The sequence below is a fragment of the Cupriavidus sp. GW821-FHT02F09 genome, from assembly GCF_059421605.1.
Map to the genome: position 1 here is coordinate 32,921 of NZ_JBWKVH010000054.1, position 11,467 is coordinate 44,387.

The following is an 11,467-nucleotide window of genomic DNA, read 5'->3' on the forward strand; positions in this document are numbered from 1 at the left end:
CACCTATCTATTTTTAATAAATAACCGGTCGCCAGTGCGGCCTCTCTCCTACAAGACGATGATTGACTCAAAGCAAGTGCAAGGCATTTTTGCCGCCATTCCCACTCCGGTCCAGCACGACGGCGCTGTCCACGAGGGCGCCACTCGCGCCTTGCTCGACTACCTGATCCGCCAGGGCGCGGACGGCGTGGTGCCGCTAGGTGGCACGGGTGAATTCGGTTCGTTGTCGCAGCGCGAGCGCGTGCGCATGGCGGAGGTGACCACCACTCACATTGCCGGAAGGATGCCGGTCGTAGCCGGCGTGCTAACGCCGGGTCTGCGCGACGGGCTGGATGCCGCGCGCGACTTCGCCGCCGTTGGCGTGAATGCCGTGATGGTGGTGACGCCTTACTATACGAATCCCACGCAGCAAGGCATCCGCGATTACTTCATGCGGTTTGCCGACGAGTCGCCGCTGCCGGTCCTGCTCTATGAGATCCCGTATCGCACCCGAATCGCGATCGATCCCACGGTCATCCATGAACTGTCGAGGCACGAGCGCATCATCGGCATGAAGGCGTGCAATCCGGATCTTTATCATTTCCTCAAGACCGCGGCCGGCATCGACGAGAGCTTCTCCCTCCTGAGCGGCGAAGACACCCTGTTCCCGCTGCACGTGTCCGCTGGTGCTCGCGGCGGCGTGCTCAGCACCGCCACCATGCTACCGAAGACTTGGCGCCGCATCATGGACCTCGTGCGTGGCGGAAATCTGCAGGAAGCCCTGCTGATGCACCGCCAGTTGATGCCGTTTATCGATCTGGTCTTTGCGGAAACCAATCCGGGTCCGATGAAGTCCGTGCTGCAAGCGATCGGGGTCGACGCCCCCGAGCTGCTGGAGCCGTTGTTGCCGGCCGCGGCGCAGACCAGCGCTCGCTTGCGCGAGCAGTTCGAACGCTTGCTCAAGGACTACGAGTACGCGTGACGCAGCGCGAAGGCGGCGCATGCCCGGCCGGTGGCCCGGGCGCGCCCCGCGGGAAGCGGCTTACCGCCCGTATTCGGTGAACTTGGATTTGGAGACAGAGGTCGCGGCCACCTGCACGTGCTTGGCGAGTTCCGACTCCACCTTATCGGGTGTCCAGCGGGAAGTGGGCACCGAGATATTGATGGCGGCAACGGGACGGCCGCGGTGATCCAGGATTGGTGCTGCCACGGAGATATCGCCCATCACCGTCTCGTTGGCAATGATCGCATAGCCTTTCTCTGCCGCCTGCTGGATGCGTCGGCGCAGTTTGCCGAGGTGAACCTCCGTGTACGGCGTAATGGCAACGCGCTCGACCGCTGTCAGGATTGCGTCGCACTCGTCCTCTGGCAGGCGCGACAGGATCGCCGTGCCGGAGGAGGTGCAGAACGCGGGCAGGCGACTGCCCACCGCAATGTCCATATTGACAAGATGCCGGCTCAGGAAGCGTGCGACGAACACGATCTCGTGACCATCCAGCTCTTGCAGGTTGGTCGTCTCGCCGACGGTGCGGTTGATGTCCTGCAGGTAAGGCAGCGCCTTGTCGATCAGCTCGTTGGCACGCACATAATTGAAGGAAAACTGCAGGAGCTTCGGCGTGAGGCCATAGGTCTTGGTCTCGGCGATGCGGCGCAGGTAGCCAAGCGTTTCCAGTGTGTAGACGATGCGTTGCGTAGCACTGCGGTCGAGCTGCGCGGCTTTCGCGATGTCGGCCAAAGTCATGTGCCGAATCGGTCCGTCAAATGCGTGCAGTACGCGGAAGGTCTTAGCGGCCGAGCCGACAAACAGCGGCGAATCGGTGGGATCCGGCTGTTTTTCCTGTTGTTTATCTTTCTTTGCGAGCGGGTCTTCGCTGCCCGCGCCTGCTTGCTTGCGGGTGCGAATTGATTTTGGTTCCACTGTCGATCCTGTCATGTTAGGTGCTCACGCGTACGGCAGGGCATGGCGCCATGGCGCGCGTGGAGGCGATTGCCATTTGCTTGGGTGATGCAAACGTGATTCAAATGAGGTTGGAGATGAAATGCTAAACAAGCTCAAGGTAGTTTTCGTCGGTGGTGGCAATATGGCCAGCGCCATCATTGCCGGGCTTCTCGCCAACGGCGCTGACGCTAGGAACATCACTGTCGTTGATCCTGCAGACGACCTCCGGGAGCGCCTGACCAGGGAGTACGGCCTGCATACGCTGTCCGCCGCGGATCGGACGCTGAACGACACCGACGTCGTGGTCCTTGCCGTCAAGCCACAGGTTATGCGCGAAGTCTGTGAATCCTTACGCGAATGCCTTGTCGATTCACTTGTGATCAGCGTGGCAGCAGGCATCAGGCTGGAGACGCTGGCAAACTGGCTTGGTGGCTGCCCGCGCCTGGTACGTGCGATGCCCAACACCCCGGCGCTCATTGGCCAAGGTATCACCGGGATGGCATCGGCGAAGACGCTGTCGTCAGTCGACCGGAAGATCGCAGATACCATTGCCAGTGCCGTCGGAGAGGTGACATGGGTGGAGCATGAAGACCAACTGGATGCCGTCACCGCACTGTCCGGCAGTGGTCCCGCCTATGTCTTCTACTTTATCGAGGCTATGGAACAGGCCGCAGAAAAAATGGGGCTGCCCGCCTGGCAAGGCGCCACACTCGCGCGTCAGACGTTTTTCGGCGCCTCGGCCCTGGCGCGGGGCAGCAGCGAGGCAGTCACTATGCTGCGCCAGAGAGTGACGTCGCCGGGCGGCACCACAGCCGCCGGAATTGACGCCATGGATAACAAAAACCTGAAGGCGGTGTTTGTCGAAGCAATCGAGGCTGCCGCGCGGCGTAGCGTCGAACTGGGCAACCTTGGCAGTTAGCCCGGGGCCATCGCCTAGCTCGGGCTCCTGCCGGGCAAGAGTCCGAGATCTGTCTTGCGGAGTGCCGGGGCTTCCAAGCGCTGGTTCGGGGCCCTGTCCACCTGCGTGTGACAGAAGATAGATCATGTGCATATGAAGTATGCGACTTGGAGGCCAGTGGAAGATGATCTCTTGTATCTTGAAGCGATCACGACGCGTTTGCCTCATGGCGCCAAAATCTGAATTCAATTTTTGTAATTGTATAGTAATTATTTTCGCCTGGAGAGGCTGCAATGATCGTCTTCTTGCGGCAAAGCGGAAAGGTACCCCAATCCACCCAAGCTAGGCCTCAGCAAGCCATGCAAGAGCGGCATCTGGATGAGGCTCGTGACGAGGCGGTCGAGGCCTGCTGCGATCGGGGCGCACACGATGGGTGCGCGTCGCGATCAATGCCAGGATTCGATGAGTGCAGCTTTGGCCCAGTGCAGGCCATGCGGAGCAGCAGGCAGGAGACGTTTGAGTGCGGTGATGGCGTAGTTACGATGGATTCGATGGTCCGAACCTATGTCATGTAAAGTCGAATGCCTCGCACATGCACACCCTCTTTGGCCGCACCTGACCAGCATGCCGGGAGTTGTGGAGCGAAGTAATTCGAGAGCGTGCAAAAGTTGGGGAGGTTCCCAGGGAGGGTCGATTGAGCATCTGGGCGCCGCGCCTGCTTCCAGTCGTTGCCGTAATGTGCCTCACGGGTGGGCTCTATGGCTTCTTCGCTGCCGCACCGTCTGTGTTGATGAGTGCCCTAAAACTGAGCGCGCTGGAGATGGGGCTCTTTTTTGCAGCCACGGTACCTGTGGTTTTTGCTGCGGGTCTCTCCGTTCCACGACTCTCGAACCGATGGGGGGCAGCACGGATGATCCAAGTCGGAATTGTGTTGGCGATGATCGGAGGCCTGACGATCTGGATGGCTTCCGCCCGTTATCCATCCAGCCTCACTGCGTTCACGTTCGCGCTCTGTGTCTTCCTCCTTGGAATGGGCATTGCCAACCCTCTCAGTACAGCTTTAGCCCTTTCGCCGTTTGGAGCCCAAGCAGGCGCGGCCTCCACCATGCTGGGATTCATACAAATGTCGGGTGCAGCACTCGGCGCAATGCTGGTCAACACGGTGGGTGGTGTTTCTCACATGGCGGCAGTCGGACTGTTGATCTCAGTCTTCCAGGTAATTGCTTTTTTTGCATTCGGGACTCAACGCCGGACAGTTGCTCACCCAGGCTAAGAGCCCAGCAGGATGCGGACAGCCGAACGCTTGACGCTACCCCTGAGGCTGGATGTCCGATTTCAGAGAGAAGCTGTCGCATCAATGTCCGCCTGAGACCACATTCAATTGACGCATTGTGGCCGGCAAGCGACCTCCGCCGGTGGCGGGCTGGTCGGCTCTTCACGACCCTTAGCGGTCGGTCAGGCGCGCTCCCAAAACATAAACTCATCGTTGATCTACGGGGTGAGTGTCTCAAGCTGCCATGCGACCTACGGCCGTCGCTCGCGTCGCGCGCGTCACCGGGATCTACGGATTGGGATCGTCGTAGGACTCAAAATAGAATCTCATTGCGCCCCGAAACAGAACTGCGGAAACTCCACCGATTAGAAAAGGAATGCCCCGGAAGGCAACGACATCAACAATGAAATACATCACGGCAGCCACAATAGACGCCGTCCCGAAATGATTCCATCCTTCGACGAGCAATGCCGTGTTAGCCGCTGCACCGATGTTGGCAAGGACAACGAGCAAGGCTCCGAGCCAGAATGAAAGCCACGGTGAGCTCACAAACACGATGTGATTGGCAAAAGCCATACCGGCAATGAACGATGGCAAGGCGAAATGGATAAAAGCGAGACGCCCAAGTTGTGAGATGTCCCCATACGCTTGCGGGCCGCGCCTGAATCCCGCATCGAGGAGAGGCAAACTAATGACGGCAGTAACGGCGAACCAGAGTCCACCTGCAATTGCCACCGCCCAAGGACTGGCCAGCCAGTTCATGCTCGGGAAGCGATCGCGGGCGTCGGAAAGTTTCGTGTCAGGCCTCATCAACGGTCTCCCGTTCCTTCTTTATCCAAACCGAGAGTCTGGGTGCCTTAACTAGCTCGCTCATATGCATTTCCCGAAACGGCCGGTCCGGCCAATGAGAAACGTATCACCGACCAGCAGCCGTAGGCTAGAAGCACGACGAGGCGGTGTTACGCGGGCGCGACAGCACAGACCGGAGTGACCGCTCATGGCCGATAGTGTTGAGAAACTCTGTAGACCCCATTTCCGGCGAGATTTCAGGGGTACCCGAACCCCCAACCGATCGACGATCGTGCAATACAGGCCGATCTGAGAGGTCGGAAACCCGCAGGCCTAGTCTGCTCAGATGGCAGATTGAGTTTTTCAACACTATCGGCCGAACCCGGAAGTTCATCGCCGGCTAGCGCTCGATCGCCCCGACTCGGCTCCGAACTTCCGTAGCCTTGCGCAACATCACCTGTAAGTGGGGGTAGCGCCACGCACGACTGGAAAGCCGCCATGAACCAGTTCTCGATCCTCTACGAGGATCGCTTCATACAACCCCATCGCTGAGATAGGATCAAAGGCCTGCCCGGCAGGCAGGCTTTTAGCCTTGCACACAAAAATCCTGACACCCCCGCACTGAGGTACCTGCGCGATTCCCATTGACTGCGATATGGGCGTCCCCGGCCAGGGAAGTGCGGCGGGCCGCGCTGTCGTGCTGCGCATCGAGCCTCGCTGCGCGAATCTTGCCCCTGTCGGGCTTCCATCGTTCCCTCGCTCTGCTCGGCTGACGCCTTTGGCCCGGATACCCGATCTGGGCTTGCGCGCTTCGCTTGCATGGGGTCTGCGCCAACCGCGGCCGATTGCCTGTCCAGCCGTCTTCCTTCGCTCATCGCCTCGTCCGCGACTGTAGCCCGCGGCCGTGGGCCGTCAAGGCGCGCCGGGCCGTGTCCTCGGCTGCGCCTGCGGGCCGCACCAATCCGGCGCTTGTTTCCTTGACGGCCCCCGTCCGCGCGCTCCTGACCGTCGCGGGCGATGAACTCAGGAAAGACGGTGGCAACGAGGCCGGCCCAGGTCTCCGCGCCGACCCCACCGGAAAGCCGAAAGGCGGGCTCCGAATCTGGGAATCCGGTGTGCGGTTTCAACAGCCAACCCTATGTCAGGAGAAAGACCATGCAACTCGCATCCCGCTTCGCATCCCGTTCGCCGATGCTGCGCTCGGAACATCCCTTGTCCGACGACCAAATCCGCAGCGTAGCCCCGTCCATCTTCGCGGAAGCCCCGCACGAAAGCCGCTCGGAACGGTACAGCTACATCCCCACCGCAACCGTTTTGCAGGAACTGCGCGGCGAAGGCTTCGAGCCTTTCATGGTGTGCCAGACTCGCGTGCGGGCCGACGACCGCCGCGACTACACCAAGCACATGATCCGGCTGCGCCACGCCAGCCAGATCAACGGCAAAGAAGCCAACGAAATCATCCTGCTGAACTCGCATGACGGCACGAGCAGCTATCAGATGCTCGCCGGCATGTTCCGGTTCGTTTGCCAGAACGGCCTTGTCTGCGGCGACACCGTGGCCGACGTGCGTGTGCCCCACAAGGGCGACGTGGCCGCGCAGGTGATCGAAGGCGCTTACGAGGTGCTGCACGGCTTCGACCGGGCGCAGGCATCCCGCGATGCCATGCAGGCCGTCACGCTGGACAGCGGCGAGGCCGAAGTGTTCGCCCGCGCCGCGCTGGCGTTGAAGTACGACGAGGATAAGCCCGCGCCCGTCACGGAATCGCAATTGCTGATGCCGCGCCGCACGGACGACAACTGCCGGGACCTGTGGAGTGTGTTCAACCGCACGCAGGAAAACCTCATCAAGGGCGGTTTGCGCGCCCGCGCCGCGAACGGTCGCCGCCAGACCACCCGCCCTGTGCAGGGCATCGACAACGGCATCCGCCTGAATCGCGCCCTGTGGCTGCTGGCCGATGGCCTGCGCCAGTTGAAAGCCTGAACCCCATGCGGAGGGGCTTTCAATCGGCCCCTCCATTCCTCCTGCTGTTGTTCGCCTCACGAATGGAGTTACCACCATGAACGTTACCCAAACCGAAGTCCGTGCCGTTGAAACCGCCGCCGCGCTGGAAGTGGCCGACCCGACCAGGAACCTGATCCTGGTTCCGTTGTCACAATTGCTGCCGCGCCGCTCCAAGCGCAACGCGCGCACGACCCCGCGCATCTCCATCGCGGAGCTGGCCGCGAGCATTTCCCGCATCGGCCTACTGCAAAACCTTGTCGTCATCCTCGCCACCGATGGCGAGCATTACGAAGCGGTGGCCGGTGATCGTCGCCTGACCGCGTTGAAGCTGTTGGCGAAGAAGAAGCGCATCGCCGCCGACCATGAAGTACCGTGCCTGCTGGTGCCGGATGCTTCGGCGCGCACTGTGAGCCTCGCTGAAAACCTGCTGCGCGAACAAATGCACCCCGCCGACCAGTTCGAGGCGTTCGCCGCGCTGGTCAAGGAGGGCCGCCCCATCGAGGACGTCGCCGCCGACTTCGGCGTGTCGCCGCTGGTGGTGCAGCGCCGCTTGAAGCTCGCCAACGTCTCGCCGCGCCCGATGGCCGATTATCGGGCTGGTGGCGTCACGCTGGAACAGTTGATGGCCCTGGCCATCACGGACGACCACGCCGCGCAGGAAGCCGCGTTCTACGGCGCGCCCGAGTGGCAGCGCGGCGCATCCGCGCTGCGCGAGCGCCTGACCGAACGCGAAATCGACGCCGCGCACCCGCTTGTGCTTTTCGTTGGGCTGGACGCCTACACGGTGGCGGGCGGCGGCATCCGCCGCGAGCTGTTTGCCGACGACGACAATGGCGCCTACCTGACCGACGCCGCGCTGCTGGAGACGCTGGTGCGCGGCAAGCTCGACACGCTGGCCGAAAGTGTCCGCACCGAGGGCTGGGCGTGGGTGGAGGCTGTGCCGCACCTGAGCTACGCCGAACGGCAGGCTTTCCAGAACGCCCCGCGCCAGCGCCGCGAACCGACCGCCCGCGAGGCCCGCCGCATCGCGTCGCTGCAAAACCGCCTCGACAAGATCGACGCCGAACTGGAAGAAGCCTACGACGATGCCGAGGACGGGGACAAGGTGGAGGGGCCGGAACCGCGCCGCAAACAGGTGGCCAGGGAACTGCAAGCCGTGGAGGATGCCTTACAGGGCTACGCCCCGGACGTGCGCGCTGTGGCCGGCGCCATCGTCACCATCGATCGCAGCGGCGAGGCCGTGATTTATCGCGGCCTGCTGCGCGAGGCCGAGGCCAAGGCGCTGCGCACGCTGGAACGGCTGCGGCATGGGTTCGGCGGCAGCGAGGGCGCGAACCACGACGAAGGCGAGGGCGAGGGCGCCGAGCCGGTAAAGGCCGCCGCCAGCCTGCCCGACCGGCTGGCGCAGCGGTTGAGCGCACACCGCACGGCGGCGCTGCAAATCGAAGTGACCCGGCATCCGCAGGTCGCGCTCGCCGCGCTGGTGCATGGCATGGTGCAGACCGTCTTGCAGCCGGGCACCTGCGGCGATGGCCTACCGCTTGGCGTGCGCCTGACCGTGCAAGACCGGCTGGAAGGCATGGCCCCGGATTGGCCGGAATCGCCTGCCGCCGTGGCGCTGCGCAAATTGCAACAGGTCGCGGGCGAGGCGTTGCCGCAGGATAGCGCCGAACTGTTCGTTGCGCTGCTGGCGAAGTCGCAAGACGACCTGGTGCGGCTGCTGGCCGTGTGCGTGGCGGCCACGGTGGATGTGGTGACGTCGCGCGCGACGCAGCGCCAGCCCGGCGCGGAGCTGGCGCAGGCGGTCGGGCTGGACATGGCCGCATGGTGGAAGCCGACCGCAGAGGGGTATTTCCGCCATGTCTCCAAGGCCCTGATTCTGAAAGCCGTGGGGCAGTACGCCCCTGCCCACGTCATCCGGCTGGCGAAGTTGAAGAAGGCCGACATTGCCGGCGAAGCAGAACGCTTGGCTGAGGGCACCGGCTGGATGCCTGCACTGTTCAAGAACGGGCTCGACGCGGAGCCGATGGAAAGCGCGCGGGCAGCGGCAGGTGGCGTGGAGGCGCTGGACGCTGCCGCCGGCGAAGCGATAGCGAACGCGCTAGTCGCGTGACGTAGCCGCATGGCCCCGGCGCGTTGCCGCCGGGGCATCCGCTCAAAACCGGGCGCGGCAGATCTGCTGCGCCCGGTTTCAACCTCCACAGCAAAATCGCCACGTCGTCGCCTTCGGCCGGGCGGCGACGTGGCTGCGTGCAAGTGCCTTGCGCGTGGTACGGCGATCGGTGCCCCACTGAGGCGGGCAAGGTTTCGATGGCGCCCCGCCGCAATGGGCTGGGCGTGGAGCTACGCCCTGGATTGCTGCTACAGGTTGTGCGAAAGCGTGCCGTCCTCGATGCTGGCAAATCGTCGCCCACCACGTCACGAAAGGCGATTCACGGATACGCCGACCGGCCTCTATGGAGCTTTCGCGCCCATGCCTCAAAGACGTCGCCGCAAGCTGCGGCAGGGGCGTTCTCGCTTGTCGTTGAGGGCGTGGTCCTGACCCGCGTTGGGGCGCAATCCGGTGCAGTCATGCGGGGATGCCGAGTCGGCCACGGCTCCTTTCGGAGAGGGTCGGCCCATGCGTCCTTTAGCTGTTGTGCATCCTGGCGGGGGCGCGGCTGCGCCTCGGTCTTTATGGCCGCAACCTTCCAGCCCAAACAATTTCCCCGCCGCTGCACGGCTTCCTCGCGCAGCAAATTGTTCGCGCCTCCAGGTCCTTCACTGCGTCTTGGCCGCAAGCGGTGCAGCCAGACCGGCCCCCGCGGATCGGATCACAACAAGGACGCGATGGGCGCGACCTTGGGTAACCCGAAAGGAGAATGCATCATGGCCAACATCGGCAATTTCACCGCGCAGAACGACGGCTTCACCGGCACGGTTCGCACCCTGACGCTCAACGTCAAGGTCAGGTTCATCCCCAACGACAAGGCGAGCGAGAACGCCCCCGACTTCCGCGTCCAGGCGGCCGGCGGCTACGACATCGGCGCGGCGTGGAGGAAAATCAGCCAGTCCGAGCGGCCCTACCTGTCCGTGACCCTTGATGATCCCTCATTCCCGGCGACGATCTACGCCCGGCTGATCGAGGAAGACGATGGCACACACAACCTGATCTGGTCGCGCAGCAAGCTGGCGGCCTGACGGTCGCCCAAATGCCCCGCCCATGGCGGCGGGGCTCCAGTTGCAGGTAGCCCGTAGTATTGCGCGCACAGGACTTGGCGCACTGGTGCCAGAAGCTGGTCGCCCTTTCGGTTGATTGAGCTGCTCATGGCTTCTGTCGGAATCTGCATTTGCGCACACCAATAGATCAGGCGACCACAGCCGTGCCTTGCCTGGCTACCGCAATTCCGCTTCCATGCTTCTGTGGTTGCATGAATCCGACAGTCTTTGGATCCGTGCTTCTGTACGAATGCGCAGATCTGGCATTGCATTTTCGCGCTTTGGTGGGCACGCGTGTCGTGCGACCTCGGATTTCGGAGGTCCCAACAGTGACCCCAAGCACGGGAGGAGCTGCTAGTCAAAGGCAACCGCGCCGCATTGTGACTATGTCAGTCTGACTCAAGGCGATGGCGGTCCAGATCGACATATCTCGGCGAATCGCGCACTGTGGTTGCTGGCCGAGGTATGCGCGAGTTGAAAGCCTGATCCAGGTCTGGAGGGCTCTTCCCAATTGCGGTTGGCTTGCCTTCTTCCTTACACGCCTGACCGATTGAGAAGCTCACCGGCAGATGTGCCTAGCACGCTCGCGATCCTAGCCAAGTTCAGCACTGTCAGATTGTGTTCACCCCGCTCAATGCCGCCGATGTAAGAGCGGTCCATCTCTGTCGCGAGCGCCAATTCCTCTTGTGAAAACCCTTGGACCTTCCGAATAGCACGGACCGTCTTGCCAATGGATGCAAGCGCAGGATTGCCAGAGTGTTTCGGTGAGGGTCTCGCCATGCGTCAATGGTCGCAATTTGACGGACGTGATACCACGGGATAAGATACCCAAAAATGGCCTTTTGCTGTCGCAGCGGTGGCCCACGCGGTCCGCAGAGCGACGAGAGGCCAGCCCCGGTATCGCCTTGCCCCGGCAGTGGCGTGAATTTTTCAGGAGGAGCACCAATGACCCCAACCCTAATCACCGAGGAGCAACGTGCACAGCTATTCGCCAACGGCCACAGCGACTACGCTGTCGGCCTCCTACCGGTGGTGCGGCTGTTCACGCCGGATGCGCATGCGACCTGGCTACTGGCCGCGCTTGACCCGGCCGATGGTGACACCGCCTACGGTCTGTGCGACTTGGGTATCGGTATGCCCGAACTGGGCCATGTGAAGCTGTCCGACCTTGCATCCATCGTTGGGCCGCTCAAAAGGCCGATTCTTCGTGACCTGTACTTCCGGCCAACGCGGTCGTTAGGCGAGTACGCCCGGCTGGCACAGTCCAGTGGGTCGATCGTCGATTGATCGAGTGGGCAATCTGCAGAACCCCATTGTTCGCGTCAATGCGATGCGGCATGCCGCATTTGGGGTCAGACGACCGCGGCATGCTGGAACGCCAGCTGCGGTC

At 62.6% G+C, this 11,467-nt stretch carries 10 protein-coding genes; 7 read left to right on the plus strand and 3 right to left on the minus strand.

Annotated elements, in window-relative coordinates:
* The first annotated feature begins 58 nt into the window (after positions 1–58).
* Entirely contained in the window at positions 59–961 is a 903-nt protein-coding gene (gene dapA / locus AC07XB_RS34515; protein ID WP_477134830.1) for a 4-hydroxy-tetrahydrodipicolinate synthase, read from the plus strand.
* Between the two features lie 60 nt (positions 962–1,021).
* Here dapA and AC07XB_RS34520 read toward each other — a convergent pair whose 3' ends face one another.
* Positions 1,022–1,786, minus strand: coding sequence for an IclR family transcriptional regulator (locus tag AC07XB_RS34520; RefSeq protein ID WP_492831052.1), 765 nt, complete (start codon positions 1,784–1,786; stop codon positions 1,022–1,024).
* 232 nt (positions 1,787–2,018) lie between these two features.
* Between AC07XB_RS34520 and proC the strand changes: the two genes are divergently transcribed.
* A complete protein-coding gene (gene proC, locus AC07XB_RS34525; RefSeq protein ID WP_492831042.1) occupies positions 2,019–2,837 on the plus strand; it encodes a pyrroline-5-carboxylate reductase in 819 nt (272 codons plus the stop codon).
* A gap of 673 nt (positions 2,838–3,510) precedes the next feature.
* Positions 3,511–4,089 carry an MFS transporter gene (locus tag AC07XB_RS34530; protein WP_492831043.1) on the plus strand — a complete coding sequence of 193 codons (579 nt, stop codon included), beginning with the start codon at positions 3,511–3,513 and terminating at the stop codon, positions 4,087–4,089.
* Between the two features lie 288 nt (positions 4,090–4,377).
* On the opposite strand, the gene AC07XB_RS34535 is transcribed toward AC07XB_RS34530, so the two are convergent.
* Positions 4,378–4,899: a hypothetical protein gene (locus tag AC07XB_RS34535; RefSeq protein WP_492378549.1), complete on the minus strand. Its 522-nt coding sequence runs from the start codon at positions 4,897–4,899 to the stop codon at positions 4,378–4,380.
* A 1,134-nt stretch (positions 4,900–6,033) separates the two neighbouring features.
* On the opposite strand from AC07XB_RS34535, the gene AC07XB_RS34540 reads away from it, so the two are divergent.
* The 3 genes from AC07XB_RS34540 (at position 6,034) to AC07XB_RS34550 (ending at position 10,059) form a co-directional block, all read left to right on the plus strand.
* On the plus strand, positions 6,034–6,858 hold the full coding sequence (locus AC07XB_RS34540; protein WP_492831044.1) for a DUF932 domain-containing protein: 825 nt from the start codon (positions 6,034–6,036) through the stop codon (positions 6,856–6,858).
* A 76-nt stretch (positions 6,859–6,934) separates the two neighbouring features.
* On the plus strand, positions 6,935–8,992 hold the full coding sequence (locus tag AC07XB_RS34545; protein ID WP_492831045.1) for a ParB/RepB/Spo0J family partition protein: 2,058 nt from the start codon (positions 6,935–6,937) through the stop codon (positions 8,990–8,992).
* 755 nt (positions 8,993–9,747) lie between these two features.
* Positions 9,748–10,059 (plus strand): DUF736 domain-containing protein, encoded by a 312-nt coding sequence (locus AC07XB_RS34550; protein ID WP_492833252.1) that lies wholly within the window; start codon positions 9,748–9,750, stop codon positions 10,057–10,059.
* A 552-nt stretch (positions 10,060–10,611) separates the two neighbouring features.
* Here the strand turns inward: AC07XB_RS34550 and AC07XB_RS34555 are convergent.
* Positions 10,612–10,857 (minus strand): helix-turn-helix domain-containing protein, encoded by a 246-nt coding sequence (locus tag AC07XB_RS34555; protein WP_492833250.1) that lies wholly within the window; start codon positions 10,855–10,857, stop codon positions 10,612–10,614.
* A gap of 165 nt (positions 10,858–11,022) precedes the next feature.
* Here AC07XB_RS34555 and AC07XB_RS34560 point away from each other — a divergent pair, with 165 nt between their 5' ends.
* Entirely contained in the window at positions 11,023–11,364 is a 342-nt protein-coding gene (locus tag AC07XB_RS34560; protein ID WP_492833248.1) for a DUF2958 domain-containing protein, read from the plus strand.
* Positions 11,365–11,467 lie beyond the last annotated feature (103 nt).

What these genes read in the sequence shown, in the direction of transcription:
- dapA (WP_477134830.1), top strand. Translation starts at nt 59, where the DNA reads ATGATTGACTCAAAGCAAGTGCAAGGCATTTTTGCCGCCATTCCCACT.
- AC07XB_RS34555 (WP_492833250.1), bottom strand. Translation starts at nt 10,857, where the DNA reads ATGGCGAGACCCTCACCGAAACACTCTGGCAATCCTGCGCTTGCATCC.
- AC07XB_RS34540 (WP_492831044.1), top strand. Translation starts at nt 6,034, where the DNA reads ATGCAACTCGCATCCCGCTTCGCATCCCGTTCGCCGATGCTGCGCTCG.
- AC07XB_RS34535 (WP_492378549.1), bottom strand. Translation starts at nt 4,899, where the DNA reads ATGAGGCCTGACACGAAACTTTCCGACGCCCGCGATCGCTTCCCGAGC.
- AC07XB_RS34550 (WP_492833252.1), top strand. Translation starts at nt 9,748, where the DNA reads ATGGCCAACATCGGCAATTTCACCGCGCAGAACGACGGCTTCACCGGC.
- proC (WP_492831042.1), top strand. Translation starts at nt 2,019, where the DNA reads ATGCTAAACAAGCTCAAGGTAGTTTTCGTCGGTGGTGGCAATATGGCC.
- AC07XB_RS34545 (WP_492831045.1), top strand. Translation starts at nt 6,935, where the DNA reads ATGAACGTTACCCAAACCGAAGTCCGTGCCGTTGAAACCGCCGCCGCG.
- AC07XB_RS34560 (WP_492833248.1), top strand. Translation starts at nt 11,023, where the DNA reads ATGACCCCAACCCTAATCACCGAGGAGCAACGTGCACAGCTATTCGCC.